We start from the raw sequence: 20,852 nt of genomic DNA on the forward strand, positions 1-20,852 counted from the left end.
CTGCCGCGCAGACTCCTAGTGATCCCAGCGGATTGCAAGTCAGAGTGAAACAGCCACAAAGCAACCGGGGCAATAGCGCCAATACTGAGCGACAGCACGACTGTGTCAGCGCTTGGCGTACCTGACTTTTTGCTGGGGCTGGCTCTGCCTGCCACTTGCTCCTCGGCTTTTCCTTCATCGATTACGGACTCCATAGCCACCCTCTGTACCGTAAATTCATCCCTATAGAAGCGACAGATATTAGCAAGACAAGCTCGCAGGTAAAGCACACCATCACGCCTTTTCAGCGCTGGTTAATCGGTGCGTGACACACGCCACAAACCACAAAACATTACAAATCGATACACAGAAACACCCCGGCAGTAGAAGCCGGCGCGCCGAGTGAAGCAAAGCCCCCTGAAACTCAAGTAAGGCGCTATCCAAGCGTCCCACCGGGGCCTCACAACGGCGCTTGGTGTTGCGCACCAACCTTGATACCGAACGCACTGGCAGGATCTCGCTCAAAGCCAACTGCCCCAAGGCTTAGCGTGATACAACCAGCACTGTTTTAAATCCACACAACTCATCAAAAGCAGGAGGTTGATTTTTTTTAACCCCTGCATAGAGTGTCGATGGAAGGGACATGTTTGTTGAATATCGATACAACCTAATGGAAAAAGGGAAGAAACATGAACAAACGCAACACGCTCGGGATCGTAGTCGCCTCCACAATTCTTGCCGCTGGCTGCGGCGGTGGCGGGTCTGGCAGTGGAACCACCAATAATAATGACGGCGCAGATGCGGGCGGTGGCACTCCCGACACCGCTGACTTCGCCACCGTCAGCGGTCGAGCAGCAGATGGTTACCTGGTACAGGCCAACGTCTGTGCCGATCTGAACGCCAACGCCCGGTGCGATGCGGGTGAGCCGAATACCACGACTGGCGAAGGTGGCCAGTTCACGCTCGAAATTCCTGTGAATCAACTAGATACGGAACTCGTGGTTGAGGTTATAGCGAACCTTACCGTTGACGAAGACACCATGCAGCCCGTTCCCAAAGGCTACACATTGCGCAGCCCGATTCTTGGCCGGGGCGACAATCAATTCGTCTCACCAATGTCTACCCTGCTCGCTGATGAAATGCGTGCGACCGGAGCAACCTCCGCTATTGAAGCCAAGAACAAGATTCTGCGCCAGTTAGGCGTTACTTTTGACCTGACCAGCGACTTTGTGGCGGCATCCAAGGACGACTCAAGTCCAGGCGTTCAACGGGAAGCCCAAAAGCTGCATCGCATGGCTCAGGTGTTCGCGCTAGTAATGGCGGAGTTTGAAGACGGCGCAAACCAGAGTGTTCTCGATCAGGCCGGCTTAACGAAAGCGGAGTTCCTTGATCAGGTCACCGACCAACTCAATGGACTGATTCCAAGCATTGTGAGCGATGTTGCTGAAGCCCCGAATGGACCAGACTTTGACCCCGGAAGCCTTGTTGCGAAGTACAACCTTCAGTCGCCACTTGATGATCAGGCCGACGGCCCAGGTACAGAACAACCTGGCGCAGATAGCCGGACAGCAATGGAGTGCTTCAATCCGGAGCTTTACCAAGAGGGAACGACTTTTCAAGAGACTCGCTTATATACCGCATCTAATATCCCAGAAGTGCGGACCTATACAAATTTAGGTGCTGTGGAATTCAACGATCAAACGGTCGAGTATCAACGTATTGACCAAAGATTTACCTACAGTGAGGACTTTGAATCGTCCTCAGCCTTCCATAGATTCTACGACGTAAATGCTTCAGCCGGGGAGGTCACTTACTACGGCACTGCCGATGAAAACCTGAGCAATGCAGCGCTTTATGCCCCCCCATCCAAGGAAAGATGGAACCTGAACATTGGTGAGACTCGCGAAATTTCACGAGAGGAGATTTCCGCGGAATATGGCTTCGCACAGACTGTTTTGTACACAGAAACCTTTCTTGGCTTTGAAACAATCACGGTTAACGGCCAGGAAGTAGAGACCTGCAAGTTCCTAAAAAACTTTGACACCTTCTGGATGACTATCGGCACCGGTTTGGTGGTTAAGTATTCCAGCCCCGTAGAAACGCATGACAATATAATTTTGTTATCAGCCGAGATAAATGGCCAATCTGTTTTTTGATCGTTATATGATTTAGGCCCCAGGTTGTTGTCTCTTCGCCAATTTTGGCAAGGGACGACGCCTCAGACACTGTTCACGACGCCCCTCCAGCGCTATTCCACTCCTGCACCACCAAATCGTACACGAGCTCCCACTGAACCGGTTTCTCTCCCTTGTAAGCCCGAATGGCTATATCCCACTCGTGATGGGCCAATGGCGGCGGCCTGAGATGATAAAAGCACTCTCTTTACCGCGTTCATGTCTGAACACTGGCCCTCGACTAAGTTTTGTAACGAAAAACTCCCAGACTTTGAACTTTTGCAAAAGGTGTCTCGACACACTCACAGAGATTCCCAAGAAGCTCTATATTGCCGAGCTGACGGAATTTAAACCGTGACAAGTGCTCGTATATAAACCGAAAAAGGAAAAGGCTATGCAAAAACGCAGTACGTTGGGAGTTATGATCGCCTCAGCAATCCTGGCAACAGGATGCGGCGGCGGGGGCGGATCAGGCTCCTCCGGGGGTGTTACGGAAACGCCTGACAACGTCACCATTTCCGGTCGAGCGGCGGATGGCTATCTGGTTCAGGCTAACGTGTGTGCCGACCTGAATACGAACGGAAGTTGCGACGCGGGTGAGCCCAACACAACCACGGGCGAAGGTGGTGTCTTTACCCTTGAGGTGCCCCAGTCTGGGCTGACAGCTGAACTGCTGGTTGAAGCGATCGCCAACCTGACCATCGACGAAGACACGAACCAGCCCATTCCCAAAGGCTTTACACTGCGTAGCCCAATCATTGATGAGAAAGACGCACAGTTTGTTTCACCGGTAACCACTATGGTTGCCAATGAAATGAAGAATACTTCAGTAAGTCTGGAGCGTGCCAAGGAAATTGTTGCCCAGCGCCTGAACACTTCCTTTGAATCCCATCAAGGATTACGTTGAAGCCGCCAAGAACAGTGCCGATGACTCTGTAAAACAAAACGCAGAGCGTCTGCACCGGATTGCACAGGTGACCGCCCGCGTCGTGGCCCAGATTGAGAGCAACGTCAGCCAGACTGACCTCGATGAGGCGGGCCTGACCAAAGCTGAATTTCTGGCGCTGGTGTCACGCCAGGTGGAGCTTCTGGTTTCTGTGATTGTTAACGACATAGAAGAAACCCTCGCCGACCCGAACTTTGATCCGGACAGCATCCTCGAGGGCCCCGAATATGCCGTGGAGCCGCCGATCAACAATGAGCCTCCAACAACCGAGCCAAATCCAGGTACCGGCTCTGATCTGCTGAGTGAGCGTATCGCACAGGCGCAAGATGCCAATCCGTTCTATCGCCAGACACCCTCTGGTGCCCAGGAAGTGGTCGGCTCCAATGCAACCTATCTCGAATTCGCAGAAAGCGACACTCTGCCAGATCGATACTATTTCATGGGCCTGAAACGTCAGCTAGAAACCTCTGGCACAACTGGCACACCTGTTCTTTACCAAGCACAAGCAGCTTCGAACGGCGAGGCTGGCTCTGTTGCAGGCGAGCAGATCGAACCGGATCTGAATCGGGTTCTCGTTTTCCAGGAAGGTCGACAGAACCTGATACAGGTTAACGATTCCTACATGTCTGAGATTACCGTATCCGCTGAAACCAACGGTACGATTGCGGGCATCACAGGCCGAAACACCCCAGAAGTAGCGATCCTGTCCAAATACGCCATGGTAGATCTGAGTGGGCTAAGCACTGCGGACACCATCGCGAGCCTTTACCCGAGCATTTCACCTGCCAGCTTTACCAGCGAGGCAAACAATTCAATCTTCCCGGACGGTTCCGCCGCGTACGCGCTGAACGAAACCCTGGTTGAACCACTGTACGTGACTAGCTGGCATGGCCTGGAGGAGTCTAACTTCGGCTCTGACTCGCATTGCAGCTATCATGCAAACATCACCGTGGTTCAGAGCTGCAACGTTGTTTACGGCAGTAACATGATCTCCGGAAGTGCCGCACCAGCGACTACGTTCGACAGCCTCACCTACCCGACAGAAGCTTCCATGAATGGTGGCGAAATCTCGATCACGGGGGGCATCGGATTCGAACATAACGGCCAGCAATACCATCTGTATCTCTTCGGCGATAAGGCCGACGGGTCAGGCCGCATTGAAGTGTCTACGCCCGATACGCTGGTATATGGCGTAGGTACCTGGACTGTGGTTGAGGAGCCATTTGAGCACATCCGCCTCGATCTACCTGATGGCGTTTACTACAATGCTTTCCTGGATGAAGTTGGTGGTGAAGGTTATGCCTTCCTGTTCGAGCATGAAGGCTTCGTTCGCGCAGGCCGTGCCACCCCGCACAGCGTTGAAGTACCAACCTACTTCAAGCGTAACGCCGAAACGTTGCATCTGAACGAAACGGCTCTCAATCATGTACTCAATCGGATGAACGACTGGGGCATGCTGACCGCGCATCCAGGTTGGACTGATCCCGACTATTGAGAAGCAACAAACCTTGAAAGCCCCGCCCCGTGCGGGGCTTTTTCGTTATAAGGGAACCCGTGGATGTCCCCGTCCCTTGGGACAGCAGTGCCTGTCCATTAGAGGCATTTAAGCCCGCTGTCATGTTTCTTGACCGCACCTGTTGACTGGTGCTATTGATAGCACCAAATCGTTGACTAGGTAATCACTATGCAAGTGAAATTTTCCGAGGATGTCATTCCTCTATCAGACCTGAAGATCAATCCCGGAAAGGTGGTTAGTCGAGCGCAAGATACGCATCGCCCCATCCTGCTCACCAGCCGTGGCCGCGGCATTGCTGTTGTTCAGGGGCTCGAGGATTATGAGAGAACCGCAGAGGAATTGCGGTTTGTGAAGGCGGTGGCGCAGGGGCTTATGGATGTTCGCGAGGGCAACACCGTATCGTTGGAGGACGCAAGGAAAACGTTGGGTATCAAGTAAATGGAATTATGCATCGCACAGTCCGCTCTTGAGGACTTACAGGCTATTCAGGAGTATTACAAAGAGCGGGATGTGCCACATATCGGTGATGATTTCGTGGCTGCTATCCTGGAGCACTGTGAAATGCTTCAAATCCACCCTGATGCTGGCCGAGTTGTTCCTGAATTCAACATGGATCATATTCGCGAATTGATTCACGCGCCGTTTCGAGTTGCCTATCTCAGGCAGGCTAAAGAGGTTGTGCTCATACGAGTCTGGCGGAGTGAGAGGCAGCTCGAATTACCAGAAAACGAAACATAACCAGGCCCCGCACCGGCCGCATTAGCCGGGAAGACAAGCGCGGAGCGATTGACGAAGGCACCCTGTCCCTCACCCCTCACTCAACCCTCACTCGGCTTACCGGCTCAAACGCTCCACCGGGCTGATACACAACTCCTGAGACTCTATCTTTGAGATTGCCTCCTCTCTTGACCTTGGAATAATTTTGGTCTCACCAGGCACTACGGGGCGGGCGATAGGTTTGTACTCGAAAAAAGCTACCTGCTCTTCTTTCGCCTCAAAAGTCATTTCATCCTCAAAGCCAAAGGTATCCGGGTGATCCGCTTCCACAAAATAGGTGCCGGATGCCAACTCAATCCGGACAAAGCAGGCAGGACTGGTTTCAACGGTATCATCGCCGATGTAGATATCCAGTATAAACAGACCGAAATGCGATTCGCGATCCCTATAAAGATACATTACGCCCTTATCCTCGACTGGGTCGAAAGACAAAGACACCTGACCATCAGGTGACCCCTTTTCCACGCTGGGGATTGCACTGCACCCATAGACAGCAAAAAGCACAACGGCCAATACGCAGACGTTTTTCATCAACATTCCTTTTTAAGTGGTTCAGGTTTCGTTTCAAGTGGAACGCAATAGGCAGGGTTCCGAAATTCAGGACCAATACCAGCGGAATGGAGAGTAATGGCAGGTTAAATCGATTTCAGTATCAAACGGTTAAAGCCATTAAAAATAACGTCAAATAGGCCCATTGGGCTGACTGGGACCATAGGATGATTGCGGATACTCAAGCCGCATTGACTGGATATACATGGCTATGTTGGTTTTCACTGTTGGTACGCTCTGATGATACTGTATATACTACTGTATAAACAGTCCTTCAGTGGAGCGTCTCATGAAGCGAGCCGAGATTAGTGCCCTTGAAAAGAGCTTAGCCAGCCTCCCCGTTGACCTGAAGAAATATCTTGCCAATCAGCTCCTTGGCCAAATCAATGCTCAGGCTCACGCCTTGCTCGAAACGGCCACCTCTCATCGCCTCTGTCCTCATTGCAACGGCGAACAATTCGTAAAGTGGGGCCATTCCGCGGGCCTGCAGCGCTACAGGTGCCAGAATTCGGCCTGTCGCAAAACCTTTAATGCCGTTTCACGAACACCGCTGGCCAGGCTGCGTCACCGTGATAAGTGGTTCGATTACTTGCGATGCATGCGAGACAGTCTGACCCTGCGGGTATCGGCAGCTCGGGTAGGCATTGATTTAAAGACGGCTTTTCGGTGGCGCCATCGGTTTTTACGCGCCAGCGCAGACGCTAACGCGAATGCCCTTTCCGGCATTATTGAAGTGGATGAGACCTTCTTTGCTGAGTCCTGCAAGGGTAAGCGTAAACTCACGCATCGCAGTCCCAGAAAGCGGGGCGGGCAAAGTAACCGAAAGTACAAACCTGATAAAATTCCGGTACTTATTGCAAGAGATCGCAACGGCCATATCAGCGACCTGGTAGACCCAGCATTGAACAAATCAACGGTTCATGAGTTCCTGACGCCAATTATCGATCTCGACTCGATCTTATGTTCAGACGGTCACAGCTGGTATAAGACCTTCTCGAAAGACCGGGGAATTGCGCATCATCGACTGATCACGCTCGACAACCAAAGGGTGATCGGCAAGGAATACCACATCCAAAACGTCAACAGTTATATCAGTCGACTGAAGGGATGGATAGCGCGCTTTCATGGGGTGGGGACGGCTTATTTGCCGAGTTATCTCGCCTGGCGGCGACTGTTTGAAAGTGCACAGCCGTCTGAAGAGGCGTGGCTTCGAGCTGCGATAAATGCGTACCAACAGTGAAAACCAACACAGCCATATACATACAGCTCTATGCCATCATTTCTGTTTACAGGCATTCGACAAGGAGTCACCCATGCCCCGGCCAAGAGCAGAACAGATCAGTGTCTCGGACACCCCCTATTACCACGTGATTTCCCGTTGTGTGCGGCGCACCTTTCTCTGCGGCGAAGATCACAAGACGGGACGCAGCTACGAACACAGGCGCGGCTGGATTGAAGAACGCATACGGCTGCTGGCCTCAGTGTTTGCAGTGGACATCGCTTCGTATGCCGTGATGGCAAACCATTATCATCTGGTGGTGAAACTCAGCCCCAACGACGTTGACCCGTGGAGTGATGATGATGTTCTTGAACGCTGGTGCTGCCTTTACAAGGGCGCGCCGATGGTACAGCGGTATCTGGATGGGCAGGATCTATGCGATGCGGAGCGTCGGCAGGTGGCTCGATACGCCAAAGTCTACCGGGAGAGACTCGCGGATCTTAGCTGGTTCATGAAATGCCTGAACGAACCCATCGCCCGCCAGGCCAACCGGGAAGACCAATGCACCGGCCACTTCTGGGAGAGTCGGTTCAAATCCTACCCGCTGGACACCGAAGAAGCGGTACTCACTTGCATGGCCTATGTGGACCTGAACCCGATTCGGGCGGCTATTGCGGATAACCCAGAAAGTTCGAGTTACACCAGCATCAAGGAACGCATCGAACCCCAGTTCAATCTGGCAGAAGCCATTCAAAGCCAGACCGAACAGCAAACGCTGAACGAGTTCACCCTGCCCCTCAAGCCTCTGCTGGGGTTTGAAGGGGTAATTCGCAACGGTGATCAGCGCGGCATTCTGTTCAGCTTTGAGGATTACCTGGAACTGGTGGACAGCACTGGCCGAATCAGCCGGGACGACAAGCGCGGGGCGATTGACGAACGTGCCCTGCCCATCCTAGAACGCCTCAACCTCGATCCCGACCGCTGGTGTGAACGAGCCATCGCGTTTGAAGCCACCTACGCCGACTACCGCAAAGAATACCGACGTGCCGCCTAGCAAACAGCACCCAACCTACGACGCATCTTACGTACCGGACCTAAGCCCGGGGATAGCCCCTGCCTGGAATTTGCATCTCGTCGCTTCAAGCAGATCCATTGCTGCATGAGACTTGGGATTTTTGCCATAACGCCGGGTTATGCGAAGTGGAAAGCAGAGAGCAAGGAAAAAAGAAAAGAGGGAAAATTAGTGCGTGTCCATTAACAATCGCAGCATTAGCCGCAATTAACCAACCGACAAAAGCAAAAAAAGAGCGGGCCTAGGCCCGCTCTTTCGATTCAGATATTAAACCTAAATCTTATTGCTGCCACTTACGTCCATCGTTGACGTTGTTGCTGTTGATGTAAACAGGCACAACGGTACGACCAGCAGCGTCCTTCTGGAAGGCAGCCACCTGGATTTCGTTTTGCGGTGCATTTACAGTCAACTGCATATGAACGTGATAGATGTCTTCATCATTCATGTCGCCACCTGCTGCTTTGATCGCAGTCTTGATAGCGTCCTGGCCAACGGTAATGTTGCCTTGGGCTTTAGCAATTCCCAGATCCACACCAGAGACAGTCTCGCGAGTGCCTTGAGTGGTGTTCTCAACAATCACATCAGCTGCAATTGCCGCATCATTAGTGGTTTCGTTGACAGCTTTGAAGAAGAAAACGAAGCCAGAGGCATTTTGTGCATGATACGGAATCTTGAACTGAGCACCGTTAATATCCCAAAGGTGAGTCTCTGCATCAGAGATCACGTCAATGGCGGGCAGATTGTTAGCAGTGTCTGCATCAACCTTCAAGTTTGCAACCCAGTTACCCGTCTGGAGAACGTCAAACGGGGCGGTGCCATTAACATCAATCGCGATCGAGTGATCGTTAGTCAGCGCCGTAGCCGGTCCAGTTGCAACCCAAGCCGTTTTGGCGGTGTTCAACGCAAAAGGTACGTTAGCGGTAGTAACACCGTCATCACCCACGTCAAGCGTGATAGCATCTACGCCATCAAATCCAGTATCACGAGTGAGGTCGAGGGTAAAGGTACGACCTGTCAGGTCCAGAGTCACTTCTGCACCAATGCTGATGTCAACTTCCGCTACAGACTTCTTAACATCTGTGTACGGCGCTACACTACTGGTTCCACGCGCAACGAACTCGGTACGAGAGGGATCAGACTCAACATTAATGGTTGAAGTCACCGCATCCAAATCTACAACGGTACCGTTAACGACTTCCACGATCGCCTCGGCCGGAGCAGTACCCTGTGCGATAGGAATACCACTAGAATCCTGAGCAGATGTCGCCGCCAAAGTGACCGTGTCACCAACAGACAGCCCCGGGTTGGTAATAACGGTAACTTGGCTTGTGCCATTACTCATAACGTAAGGGCTACCCGCGGCAAGTTCTGCTGCAGGATCGACCACAAAACGCATCACCTTGTAACCAGAAGCAGTATCAAGCTCGTTGGCTAAAGTGAAGTCTGTGAGAGTAGCGACCTTGGCGCCGCTAGCATCGTTCAGCTGCAAATTGGTAGAACTATCAATTACAGCATTGCTAACTTCGAACGTTACCGTAGAACCTTCGGAAATGGTGGTGTTCGGAGAGTAAACAATTTCACGAACCACATCCACGTTTCCAGCGCCTGCTGTTGAATCTGCCAGATCAATCGCAACCTTGTTAGCGGTCAGGAGCTTATCCAGAAATACCGGACCTGAACCATCGACGCCATTAGAAACAGCGTCTTGGAAGGACTGATCTACACCAACAGCGTTTCCAGGCGCCGGGCCCACGTCAATTGCTGGATTGGCAGCAACATCAATCACGCCCGCTGCGTGAGCCATACCTGCAGATGCAGTCATAGCCAGCACAAGAGCACTTTTCTTAAATACTTTCATTAAGCTTTCTCCATTTATGGTTAACCACACTTTTTGAAGTGCTTCAGCCAGCGCTTAGCTAAGGCACTGGCTTTCTTTCCTCAATGTTCTGGTTTTTCAGAACTTTCGAGAAACTAGTTGATTGCCTGCCGTGCGTCAAGACTATCAGGCAACCTTTAACCTCTTAGTGACAAAAACTTACCAAAGCCCTTACCGGGAACTTACTGCGGCTGCCTTTGTCGTATGTCTCTTGAAGCTTACCACACTCTTTCGGAGTGTTAACACTCCTGACATAAATATGGCGCATCCACACTACCGTTTTTTGACAGAGGTGGATTTTTCGGAAAATCAATCGGTTGCTTTTTGATCAAAAAGCACTTTTTCATCCGCAGGGCCACTTAACGTCAGCCCTTCCATGCCATCCATCAGCCTGTCGGTCAGCCCCTGCAGGTCCGAAGCGCCGTTGATAATTCTGGGCGTAATCATCACCACGATTTCAGTTTTGTCCCGCCCACGGGTCTCGGAACGAAACAGCCTGCCAAGCCAAGGGATGTCAGAAAGCCAGGGCACGGCTGTTTCGCCCTGAGTGTTGCTGTCGCTGATCAAACCGCCCACCACGGCCGTCTGGCCATTGCCGACCATCAGGTTGGTCTGAAAGCTCCGCTGCGAAATCACCGGGGAATTAATGCCCGGTATGGCATCGCCCGAGGTGTTACTGATCTCCTGGCTCAGCTCCATGGCCACGACGCCCTGCCCGTTTACCGTTGGCGTAACGTTGAGTACCACACCGGTGCTGCGGTACTGCACCGTTTGCACAATGGTGCTGCCGAGCTCTCCACCCTCTACATCACTCGCGGTAGAAGTCAGGATGGGCACATCGGTACCGACGTTGACGGTAGCCGAGGAGCCATCAGATACCACAATTCTGGGGCGGGACAACACGTTCACCAGGTTTTCAGTTTTCGAGAGGTTGGCGATTACATCGAGGCCTACATCGGCATCAATGGCCGTTATGTTAAGACCACTGCCACCAATACCAAGGGAGCCGAGTGTTCCAAGGGAGTAGTTGTTTTTTTCCAGGAACCATTCCAGACCAAACTGCAGCTCATCGGTAAGCGTTACCTCTGCCACAATTACCTCAAGGGCCACCTGGGGCGGCGCCTGGTCCAGCCGAAGCAGTAGCGGGCGGACCTTTTCGTATTCCGCAGGTGTGGCATAGAACATCAACTGATTCTGGCGCTCATCAATCACCATGGAAAGGTTTTCCCCCCGCACGCTGCCACCGGATCTTCCCTCAGAAGAACCCGAGCTGCCACCGGTTTCGCTGGCGGCTCCGCCACTGGTGGCGTTATTGGTGGCTGTACCACCACCCGACGAACTGAAACGTCCTGAGCTTGCGCCCTCGGACAGGCTGATCAGGCGCTCCAGGCTCTCGCCCATGTCTACTGCGCGGGCGTTCTGGGGCTTGTACACAAAGTATTCTTTCTCTGTGGTCTCGCCGGGCACATCCAGCTGCCGGGCCCAGTGATAGACCCGCTGGAGCAGATCTCTGTCTGAGGAAAACACAACTACAGCCTGGCGGCGGGTGAGCGGCACAATGGCCAAAGGCCCCTTATTGCTGCCTCTACCCAGGCTTATACCCTCGGCATCCAGCAATTGCTCCAAATCTGCCATGAATTCGTCTGGCTGGAGATACACAAGGTCGATCATGCCCACTTCACGGGCACGACTGGCAGGAGCATCCAGCAGGCGCAGCATTTCCAGAGCCCGGCGCACGTTCGGTGACGCACCCTGTATGAACATGAACTGCTTTTCTTCCTGTACATTGATGTTCACGGCGAACAACTGCTTGAGGACCACCTGAAACCCCCCCGGAGTGCCGTATTTTACTGGCACAATCTGCAGAACATCGCTGTCGGATTCCGGCACGTCTGCAGGGCGGCTGCCGATGCCGATGCGAAGGTCACGGCCACCTCTGTCCTGCAACGGCGTTATAAAATACACACCGTCGCGGCCGATCACGTCGATCTGCTTGGAGGCGAGCAAACGGCCTGTGAGGCGGAACAGTTCGCGCTTGGAGACCGGCCGCTGGAGGTTAAGGGTGACCGACTCGCTGAGGCGACGTTCAAGGGCCTGGTCAATGGTATAACTTACACCCAACAACTCACCAAACACCTCGTGCAAAAAGTCCTCGAGGGGCAGCTGGTCTGAGCGGAGCTGCACCTGTTCATTAGGCGAAAAGGCGGCGAGGTCGGCGTTCTGATTCGAAGGCGCCTGCATCTCGGCGGTGGTCATGGCGTCGATCTGGCTGAACAGGGGTTTTTCCGCTGGCTTCTCGCCAGGTTGCTGTTGTGGCGCCTGCTCCTCGCCAGCTTCGTCTTTGGTCTGCAAAGGGCCGGTACTGCTCCCGGTGCCACTCAGCGCGGAGGGGGGTACCTGCAGGTTTTTGGTTGCCGTACTGGCACAACCAGCCAGCAGGGTGGTTGCAAGCAACCCTACCAACAGAACCCTGGTGGATTTGCGAGTTTTAGAGTGATCGTTTTGCTGCATTTCCAGGCTCACAATTCTGCCGATTCGGTGCCGTTTTCCGGCACTGTACGGGATGGTAAAAACAGGGTCAGGGTAAGCGCGCCGAGACTTTCCGATTGCAGGCGCACTTCGCGCTCGGAAATGCCTGTAATCCGGGCATCGCCAATGGCGTCTCCCTCAACCAGGGTCTCAATATTCTGCTTCGGCTTTGTGCTCTTCCCTTCACTTCGGGTCATTCTTATCACGGCACGCAAGCGCCCGTTTTCAGCTTCGGATACCGCCAGCACCCGGTAATCAAATGTGACCTTTCCGGTTTCCTGGTTGTCTTCAGAAGCATCTGGCTCGCCGGACTCCTGCCCGGCAAGCGTTGCGACATCTTCGTAGAACGGATCAAATGGTGGCGCCAGGCGCGCTTCCGGCATGGGCGCCTGGCTAAGGGCTTTTTCTGTCTGTTCGCCGGCCTCAGGAGCTTGAGCCGGCGGCACCCACACGCGCAGGACTACGTCTGCGATGATCAGCAGCAAACCAATAATCAGCAGCCCCAAGATCCGCGGGCCGGGAGAATACCGAAACCTAGCCATCGGTGCTGGCCTCCCCGGTTGAGGGCTGTGGCAACACCCACTGGCGCAATACCAGGATGGCATTCACCTCGCCACTTCTTGAGCCGCCGGTCTGATTAATCTGAAGCTCGGCTACCCGCAGCGGCTGCTCGCCAGTTTCCATTTTATGCAGCCACTGCACCACATCATAAAAATGGCCGCGAACGGCAAGCCGCAGCTCTGCCAGCCTCGGAGTCTGGTCGCCAAAGGACCACGCCCGGCTGATTTCCCTGAGGCCGGCCTGTTCAAGGCTGTTTTCAAGCATGGTATTTACCCGCACCTGAAGATCCAGATCGGTGATACCGGAGGGCAATTTCGCCTCCAGGCTCTGCACCCGCTCCCGAAGCCGCTCGATCCTTTCCTGCGCGCCCTGGTCTTTAAGGAGTCGCCGGGATTTTTCCAGGTTGGAGGCCAGGCGCTCATTACTGGCAATGGCTTCCTGCTGCCACTGGTAAACCGGAACCACTACAAACCTGAGCACAACAAGGACCACAACAAGGCCCAGCAACAGGCTTTTACGCTGAGACGTCATCAATCAGCGCCTCCCTTTTTATATCGACCACCAGTGTAAAGCGATCAACGCCGTTGCGCCGCGAAACCGGCGAACTGAAGCGGGCATCGCTTACCCAGGGCATGGAAGACACTTCCGCCAGCAGAGCTGAGGCGCTGTTGGCCTCGCCGGTAATCTGCAGCTGTTCGCCAGTGAGGCCAATCCTGTTGACGGTGATATTTTCCATACCCAGCGTGCTGAGGGCGTGGAACACGTTGCTTGCATGAGGGTATTCGTTCACAAGAGGCAACAGGAACTCGAGCCGTTCGCGCAACTTTTGCTCGGTCCGGTTGGCCGCGAGCACGGTTTTCAGGTCGCCAGAGAGCCCATCCATCGCCTGCTGCATCTGGTCGTTCTGGTAGCGAATCACAGCGCTGGAGCCGGCAAGCCAGACAACTGCCAGCACCGCAACGGTCATCAGCAGTGGCCGGACAGCGGCGGGGCTCAGCGCTGAGCCCCGAGCGGGGAATTTCAGAAGACCTGCCAGGTCTTTGACGCCCAAAGCCCTCAGACCGCGCTGAATGGCCTGTTCCCGGTCGTTTCCTGCCAATGCCTGAGGTGCTACTCCGGCCAATTCACGAATATCGGCCTGGGTATCCCCACCCTCGCCCGCCGCGAGGAATTCCGTATTCAGCAGCTGCCCTCGGTTGGCGTACAACAAATAACGCTGTTGGTCGCTATTGCCTACCTGGTAAAGGGCGCGCCCCTCGGTTTGCCGGGCTATGGCCAGATCTTCCGGTATTACCAAGACAGCTTTCTGGCCAACCAGCGCCTCGACCATGGCGGGATCGTAAAACCAGATGGCCAGCCGGGTGCGGGGCTGCGCTTTCAAATTCGAGTTTTTCCGCTCACTGGCCATAAACAGCGCCTGCCAGCTGGGAAACGGACACAACACACTGGCGTTCGAGCGGAGATACGCCCGAATATCCCGGGCCTGATGCAGAGCGACGTCTTCTTCAACAAAGTAGGTGGCCGTTCTTCCGAGCACAACCACACGGGTTCCCAGCGGCTTCAGCAACGACTGAAGCCGACCAATACTCATTACGTTAAGGGGCTTTGGCCCGTTTTTGTCAAGATAGGTTGCGGGAAGCGTGATCATTCTCTGCTGGCGCTTTACGGAAAAAACGCATGGTACCGGAACACGGGTGTGCAAGATACCCACATTCAAGAAGCTGTGCAATCAGGGGTGAACCAATCAATAGCTGGCCTCAAGCGTATACGGTGAGCTGGAATCTCCACGAAGATTGACAATGAATGTGCGACGGCAGCTCGCCTGGTTGCTGCGCGCTGTCACCTGGACCTTCAGAGAAAGCGAGGGCGCCATCAGCAGCGACTCCGACTCTGTGATGCCGGTTCGGTTCCGGAACTCCACCGCTGAGAGGGGCCGCTCTTTCCGGGCCGATACCAGCTCGGCTGCCAGTGCGCTGTTGTTCAGGAACGCTGAGAGGACGGGCTCGGGAGCGGTAAGCGGATTGAAGAAGCCCTGGGGCTGCAGCGCAAGCCAGCCCTGTTCGATAAAGCTGTTCAGCTGTTCGGGAAACCCCCGAATGAGGCGCAATTCGTTGGCGGACCCAATATTTCCGTTGCGAGGAATGGGCCGGTTTCTCTGCTCATACCAGTCCCGTTCGGCGCCATCGAGCCGATACAGATCGTCTCTATCCTGCCAATCCCGGAAGCTGGCCCGAAAGATACGCATCTGGTCTTCGGGTACTCCCAGGCCCTGCATGATCTGCTGGCCGGTTCCGAAGAGCAAATCCTGTACCGACAGAACACCGGCAAGATCCTGCAACCGCACTTCGCTGCCCTGGTAATCAAAGGGCTCGGCGTAATAGTTCCAGAAGCCGGTATCGTTGTCGTTGCCACTCACCTGGGAGGCCGAGGTTCCCGAGAGCACTTCCCTGCGACGGGTCAGCAGCTGGTAGACCACCAGATCGAAATGCTCTCGGGCGGCCGTGCACTGTCGGATCTTCTCCTGCAACCCCCGTGCCTCGGCAACCTGACCCCTGGCCTGCATCATGTAAACCGAGGTGATCACAGCAATCACCATGAGTGTGAGGAGGCAGCTGATCAATACGATGCCGGACTGTCCCGGGGCTCGGGCGGGTGCTCTATTCAGGGACATCAGAATTCGCTCCCCTGAAGATAGCCAAGGCTGTTGGTGGGAATATCCACACTCAACACACCCCCATCTTCATTCGACAGCCGCACGGCCATGGGAATCTGGCCTGTTTCCCTGCCGGTGTACCGCTCTGACCATTCAGCCCGACCCAGCGCTGATCCGGTGCCGCCCAGGCGTGCGTTCAGAGAAGGGTAGCCAAAATACTGAAAGCGCTCGCCATTATCCGGCCATAGAATGAGGCTTTGGCCTTCTGTCGCCTGGGAACCCTCGGTTCTGCCCATGCCAAACGCCGAGCCGATCGGGCGTTCCCGGTATACCCAGCGGGCGCCATCCCCGCCCTCCTGTTCGGCAACCGCCAGCACCGCCAAGGCAGGAGGCTGATGCCACACGGGCGAAGCCGTTACCCACTCAAAAGAGCGCTCAAGCCCGTTTACCAAGGGTATGCTTTGCCGATTTGCTGCAGATTCAGGCGCGATGAAAGGCACGGTGCCCTCGAGCGCGCGGTTAACGAGGAATTCTCTCGCAGCAAGATCCAGAGCAGCCTCCTGGGCGCTGAACCGGGTTTCCCACTGGCGGGTTATGAGGTAGAACGCCTGAGATACCAGCGCAAGCAGCATGCCACTGATGGTCAGTGCCACCAGAAGCTCGATGAGCGTAAAACCCTGCTGTCTGGGCCGCGGGCGATTCATGGTAACGGCTCCGGAACCAGCATTCGGGTTTGTTTGGACCTGCCGCCCTCTCGATTCAGGGTGACCGCATACAGGCGCACCTTGCGGCCAGATGTCTCGACCCGCATGCTCTCGACATCAAATCCACGCACGGTTTCAGGGTTATCCAGCAGTTCGGCCTGCCAGGAATAGCGCTCTTCGCCGCTTTGCCAGCTGCCGTTCGTGACTCCCGAACGGAGCGCGCTGCGGATACGCCCCTCCGCCTGCTGAACACCGGAAAGATACGTTACTGACGCGGCAGCTCGGGCAGACGCGTCCATTGCGGTGCGGTAGCCCTGAAACAGGGCAACGCCAACAAGAAACACAACGCTGAGTGCGATCAGCACCTCAATCAGCGTAAAACCGCGGTGCACCCGGGTTACCACGAATCCACCTCTATCGTTCGCTGTTCGCCTGCCAGTTCCAGATCCACCCGCCCGGCGTTGGCTACGCCATTGGCACTCACGGCAAAGCTTTGTTGGGGGAAAAGCACCAGAGGATAACGCTTGTCAAAATAAGGCTCGGCAAACCGCTCGCCTCCAGCACGCACTCGGTGGGCGATGATGCGGTTTTCTTCCAGAGACACGTCAAGCCTGTGCTCATGAAGAAAGGCCTGATTGCGCAACCAGGACAGGTCCTGGGCGACCTCTTTGACCACCTGTTTCTGTTCTATGCCCGCGAGAGTGTTAAACAACCCCGGAGCTACGAGAGTCACTGTTACTGTCATCAGCATCAGTGTGACCAGCAGTTCGATCAGGGTAAAACCCCTTTCTGCGCCAGAGAACCGCCTGATCATAACCCGATGTTCTGGATCGAGAGGATGCTCAGCATCATGATCAGTACAATGCCACCGATAACCACCCCCATGATGCCAATCAAGGCGGGCTCCATCAGGATCAGCATTCTGGAGACATTGCCATTCAGCTCTTCCTCCAGCCTGGCGGCTATGTCTGCAAAGGCAGCCCGCAGGGCATCACGGTCCTGGCTTACTTCCAGAAGCGAGGCGTGGAATTCGGTCAGAAAGTGAGCGTTACTGAGGGCTTCTGCGGCCCCTTTGCCTTCACTTATCTCTCGGGCGGCATTGCGCAGAGAATTCCGCGAAACGGGGTTTTTAACGGTTTCCGAGGCAATATTCAGGGCATCGTACATCAACAAGCCTGACCCCAGCGCAAGGCTCATGGCTCCACAAAACCGGATTTGCTCGCTTTGCTGTAAAAAGCCCCGAATGCCGGGAATTCTGAACATGGCCTGATACGCCGCTTCCCGGTATGCAGGCTGATTCATTCCCCAGCCAACCAATACGGCACCACCCAGCACCAAACCCAGCAAATGAAACTGGTAATCGATTGAGAACTCGCTAGCCGCCATCAGCATGGCGGTGTACCAGGGAATTTCCTCAACACCCTGAAAGATGCCGGTTATTCTGGGGACGATGAAGTTAAAGATAAAGAACAGGGACAGGAGCGAAAATACAACGATGGCGGCGGGGTATATAGTTGCCTTCTGAATGTCTTTGCGTAACCGGATACGGCTTTGCAGGCTGCTGGCGATAAACCCAAAGGTAGTGCCGAGACTGCCAATCTCTTCCCCCAGGCGTATACTGGCCAGATAAATGTCGTCAATCTGATCACGGTATTGCTGTAACGACTGATACAGGGTCTCGCCCTGGTTGAGCCGGTAACCAATATCATCCAGGAATGACTTCAGGTGTTCGGGCAAATTGCCCCGGGACAGCAGCGCAAATGCCCGATCAACTTTTACGCCACTCTCGGCAAGGTAGGATAACCGGGAGAACACCGTTTCAAGATCTGCTTCAGTGAGGCGACCAGCACTCCTGCTAGAATTAGACGTGTCGGGCTCAATAGAGACGAGCGTCCAGCCGCGCCCACGAATGTCGCGAACCACCTCTGCTTCGGTGCCATTCAGCCGGCCCCGGATTTTCTTTCCAGCTTCATTGACTGCAACAAACTGGTAAGCCATCAGCCGGCAACCCGTATCACTTCAGCGAGGGTTGTCTCACCATTCAGGACCCGCTCGATACCATCCTGATAAAGATTTCTGAACCCCCGTTCCCGTAGCCTCTGGGCTGCCCGATGAACAAATCGCGCATCTTTTTCGATCATCAGTATGTCTTCATCACATGGCATATATTCGGTAATCGGGAGACGGCCCCGATAACCTGTGTGATTGCAATGATCGCAGCCGGCAGACACATAAAGTGTCGCAGGCGTGCCCATACCCTTCCGCAGATCCACAGCTTCCTCGAGGATTTCGGGAACGTCCTCAGAAGGTACTTTGCACTCGGGACACAACCCCCGAACCAGTCGTTGGGCGACAATGGACACCAGGCCGGAATTGATCAGATGCTCTTCAACACCCAACTCTCTGAGGCGGGTGTAGGCACTCGGTGCGTCGTTGGTGTGCACTGTACTGAACACCAGATGCCCGGTGATCGCAGACTGAAGCGCAATTCGCGCGGTTTCTACGTCCCTGATTTCACCCACCATGATGATATCGGGGTCTTGTCGCACAACACTTCTGAGGCCTGCGGCGAAATCGAAACCGATTTCCGGGCGCACTTGCATCTGGTTTATCCCTTCAATGGTGTATTCGATAGGATCTTCCAGGGTTATGATTTTCCGCTCCTGAGTGTTCAAACGATTCAGCAGGGCATAAAGGGTAGTGGTTTTACCACTGCCGGTTGGCCCGGTCATCAGGATGACACCGGTTGTACGCTGTAAATCCCGGGTCAACGCTTTCTGGACATCCGGAGACAGGCCGATGTGGTCGAGCTCATGGGATACCGTGTCGTTGAAAAGGAAACGCATAACAACGCTCTCACCATCGCCAAGAGGCAAAACCGATACACGTATGTCGAGCGACAGCCCTGGCAGTTCCATTTCGATCTTGCCATCCTGCGGGCGGCGGCGCTCGGAGATATCCATACCTGCCAGGATTTTAATCCGTGATATAGCTGCTAGTTGAAGGTGGGGCGGAAGCACATCAAGATCGGACATAATGCCGTCCACACGCACACGCGCCCGATAACCGTTCTGATAAGGCTCAATATGCAGATCCGATGCCCCCATCCGTACGCTGCGACCAATCAGAGCGTTTACAAGGTTGACCGTGGGCGCTTCCTCGGCAAGTGCCAGCGCCTTATCCGGGTCCTGATCCATATCGCCCGGGGAAAGCCGTTGGCGTTGGCGGCTTGCCAAAAAACGACGGAACCTGGCTTCGGCCAGGAACAGGCAGCGGTAAGATATTCCGGAAACTTTAAGGTACTGGCTGACTTCCCGATTGAGTGGTGAGGGACTGACAAACACTGTCACATCGCCTTCTTGGGTCACGGGATACCAGTTGCGAAGGCTCAGATACTCGAGGTTGAGATGAGCTGGCAGAGCCTCGGGGTCCGCCTGCTGGAGGAATTCGTCTGAAGCCACCGGAATCTGGAAATAGTCACGATAAAGACGTTCTGCGTTATCTTCACTCAGCAAACCCAGCCGGCTGAGCACTTCGTCAGCACCACTCAGATCTGCTGAGACAGCCGTTCGCACCTGGGCAATCTCGGAATCGCTGAGCCCCAGGTTGGAACTCATCCATTGAACAATACTCATAAAGCGTCAGCCGCGACCGATAATGTCAGCGTTTTCATCCTCGCCACCTTCCTGGCCGTCGGCTCCGAGAGACATTATCTCGTAGAGCCCGCGAACATTTTCGGTTTTCAGGATGAATTCATTGCCCCAAGGGTCTTCCGGAAGATCATCACGCAGATAGGGGCCGTTCCAGCCGGGAACGTCTGATTCAATCAGCGCGCCCAGTTTTTCAGGGGGGCGGCCTACATCAAGCATGTAGGAATCGACCGCTGTCGAGAGCATATCGATCTGGGTCTGGGCGACCTGAACCTTCGAAGAGCCCACCTTCTCAAACAGCTGCGGCGCCACCAGGGACGCCAGCAACCCCAGAATGACCATAACAATCAACAGCTCAATGAGCGTAAAGCCGGAATTTTTGGGGATACCAGAGCCATGGCTTAAGGGTGTGCGGGGCTCAGAACGGTCACGCATCAAATTACTACTCCACATGCAGATGTATACTGATTTGAGGGATTATACCAGAGACAGGCTGGTGGAGTTCACTGTCTAGTATTAAGACTTGCCGAGCTTTTTGACAGCGCAGTTCTTAATGCGTTTACTTTCTCGGCCGCTGAATCAAGGCCGCGAACGCTAATCTGCGTCAAGTGAGGCGGGGCGCGGCCCTAGTTGCGGTAGGAATGCCT

At 54.5% G+C, this 20,852-nt stretch carries 21 protein-coding genes; 7 read left to right on the plus strand and 14 right to left on the minus strand.

Annotated elements, in window-relative coordinates:
* The coding region (locus Q669_RS19905; RefSeq protein WP_036149753.1) for a hypothetical protein at positions 1–194 on the minus strand (194 nt) is incomplete at its 3' end.
* A 474-nt stretch (positions 195–668) separates the two neighbouring features.
* Between Q669_RS19905 and Q669_RS13575 the strand changes: the two genes are divergently transcribed.
* The 5 genes from Q669_RS13575 (at position 669) to Q669_RS13595 (ending at position 5,353) form a co-directional block, all read left to right on the plus strand.
* Positions 669–2,135: a hypothetical protein gene (locus Q669_RS13575; protein ID WP_022992678.1), complete on the plus strand. Its 1,467-nt coding sequence runs from the start codon at positions 669–671 to the stop codon at positions 2,133–2,135.
* 412 nt (positions 2,136–2,547) lie between these two features.
* Positions 2,548–3,060, plus strand: coding sequence for a hypothetical protein (locus Q669_RS19115; RefSeq protein WP_152525054.1), 513 nt, complete (start codon positions 2,548–2,550; stop codon positions 3,058–3,060).
* The gene (locus Q669_RS13585) at positions 3,035–4,594 is read left to right on the plus strand and encodes a hypothetical protein (protein ID WP_022992680.1); all 1,560 of its coding nucleotides are present in this window, start codon (positions 3,035–3,037) and stop codon (positions 4,592–4,594) included. The genes Q669_RS19115 and Q669_RS13585 overlap by 26 nt, the downstream gene beginning before the upstream one ends.
* Before the next feature lie 189 nt (positions 4,595–4,783).
* Entirely contained in the window at positions 4,784–5,053 is a 270-nt protein-coding gene (locus Q669_RS13590) for a type II toxin-antitoxin system Phd/YefM family antitoxin (RefSeq protein ID WP_022992681.1), read from the plus strand.
* Complete coding sequence (locus tag Q669_RS13595) at positions 5,054–5,353, plus strand: type II toxin-antitoxin system RelE/ParE family toxin (protein ID WP_022992682.1); 300 nt, start codon at positions 5,054–5,056, stop codon at positions 5,351–5,353.
* Positions 5,354–5,449: 96 nt separating this feature from the next.
* Here the strand turns inward: Q669_RS13595 and Q669_RS13600 are convergent, their stop codons facing one another.
* Positions 5,450–5,923, minus strand: coding sequence for a hypothetical protein (locus tag Q669_RS13600; RefSeq protein WP_022992683.1), 474 nt, complete (start codon positions 5,921–5,923; stop codon positions 5,450–5,452).
* Between the two features lie 307 nt (positions 5,924–6,230).
* On the opposite strand from Q669_RS13600, the gene Q669_RS13605 reads away from it, so the two are divergent.
* A complete protein-coding gene (locus Q669_RS13605; protein WP_022992684.1) occupies positions 6,231–7,181 on the plus strand; it encodes an IS1595-like element ISMrsp7 family transposase in 951 nt (316 codons plus the stop codon).
* Positions 7,182–7,254: 73 nt separating this feature from the next.
* Entirely contained in the window at positions 7,255–8,214 is a 960-nt protein-coding gene (locus Q669_RS13610; protein WP_022992685.1) for a transposase, read from the plus strand.
* Positions 8,215–8,512: 298 nt separating this feature from the next.
* Here Q669_RS13610 and Q669_RS13615 read toward each other — a convergent pair whose 3' ends face one another.
* From Q669_RS13615 to gspG, 12 genes are all read right to left on the minus strand, one after another.
* The gene (locus tag Q669_RS13615; protein ID WP_022992686.1) at positions 8,513–10,090 is read right to left on the minus strand and encodes a hypothetical protein; all 1,578 of its coding nucleotides are present in this window, start codon (positions 10,088–10,090) and stop codon (positions 8,513–8,515) included.
* Positions 10,091–10,417: 327 nt separating this feature from the next.
* Positions 10,418–12,619, minus strand: a complete 2,202-nt coding sequence (locus Q669_RS13620; RefSeq protein WP_152525055.1) for a secretin N-terminal domain-containing protein — start codon at positions 12,617–12,619, stop codon at positions 10,418–10,420.
* Between the two features lie 8 nt (positions 12,620–12,627).
* Positions 12,628–13,179, minus strand: coding sequence for a hypothetical protein (locus tag Q669_RS13625; protein WP_022992688.1), 552 nt, complete (start codon positions 13,177–13,179; stop codon positions 12,628–12,630).
* A complete protein-coding gene (locus tag Q669_RS13630; RefSeq protein ID WP_022992689.1) occupies positions 13,172–13,729 on the minus strand; it encodes a hypothetical protein in 558 nt (185 codons plus the stop codon). Before Q669_RS13630 ends, Q669_RS13625 begins: the two co-directional genes overlap by 8 nt.
* Positions 13,713–14,789: a PilN domain-containing protein gene (locus tag Q669_RS13635; RefSeq protein WP_152525056.1), complete on the minus strand. Its 1,077-nt coding sequence runs from the start codon at positions 14,787–14,789 to the stop codon at positions 13,713–13,715. The genes Q669_RS13630 and Q669_RS13635 overlap by 17 nt, the downstream gene beginning before the upstream one ends.
* A gap of 153 nt (positions 14,790–14,942) precedes the next feature.
* Positions 14,943–15,869, minus strand: coding sequence for a general secretion pathway protein GspK (locus Q669_RS13640; protein WP_022992691.1), 927 nt, complete (start codon positions 15,867–15,869; stop codon positions 14,943–14,945).
* The gene (locus Q669_RS13645; RefSeq protein WP_022992692.1) at positions 15,869–16,555 is read right to left on the minus strand and encodes a type II secretion system protein J; all 687 of its coding nucleotides are present in this window, start codon (positions 16,553–16,555) and stop codon (positions 15,869–15,871) included. Before Q669_RS13645 ends, Q669_RS13640 begins: the two co-directional genes overlap by 1 nt.
* Positions 16,552–16,959, minus strand: coding sequence for a prepilin-type N-terminal cleavage/methylation domain-containing protein (locus Q669_RS13650; protein WP_022992693.1), 408 nt, complete (start codon positions 16,957–16,959; stop codon positions 16,552–16,554). Before Q669_RS13650 ends, Q669_RS13645 begins: the two co-directional genes overlap by 4 nt.
* Complete coding sequence (locus tag Q669_RS13655) at positions 16,953–17,369, minus strand: Tfp pilus assembly protein FimT/FimU (RefSeq protein WP_022992694.1); 417 nt, start codon at positions 17,367–17,369, stop codon at positions 16,953–16,955. The genes Q669_RS13650 and Q669_RS13655 overlap by 7 nt, the downstream gene beginning before the upstream one ends.
* The gene (locus Q669_RS13660) at positions 17,366–18,553 is read right to left on the minus strand and encodes a type II secretion system F family protein (RefSeq protein ID WP_022992695.1); all 1,188 of its coding nucleotides are present in this window, start codon (positions 18,551–18,553) and stop codon (positions 17,366–17,368) included. The genes Q669_RS13655 and Q669_RS13660 overlap by 4 nt, the downstream gene beginning before the upstream one ends.
* Positions 18,553–20,190 (minus strand): GspE/PulE family protein, encoded by a 1,638-nt coding sequence (locus Q669_RS13665; RefSeq protein ID WP_036149758.1) that lies wholly within the window; start codon positions 20,188–20,190, stop codon positions 18,553–18,555. Before Q669_RS13665 ends, Q669_RS13660 begins: the two co-directional genes overlap by 1 nt.
* 6 nt (positions 20,191–20,196) lie before the next feature.
* Positions 20,197–20,640: a type II secretion system major pseudopilin GspG gene (gene gspG / locus Q669_RS13670; protein ID WP_022992697.1), complete on the minus strand. Its 444-nt coding sequence runs from the start codon at positions 20,638–20,640 to the stop codon at positions 20,197–20,199.
* Positions 20,641–20,852: the final 212 nt, after the last annotated feature.

Origin of the sequence: Marinobacter sp. C1S70 (genome assembly GCF_000475355.1) — a bacterium.
Lineage (GTDB): Bacteria > Pseudomonadota > Gammaproteobacteria > Pseudomonadales > Oleiphilaceae > Marinobacter > Marinobacter nauticus.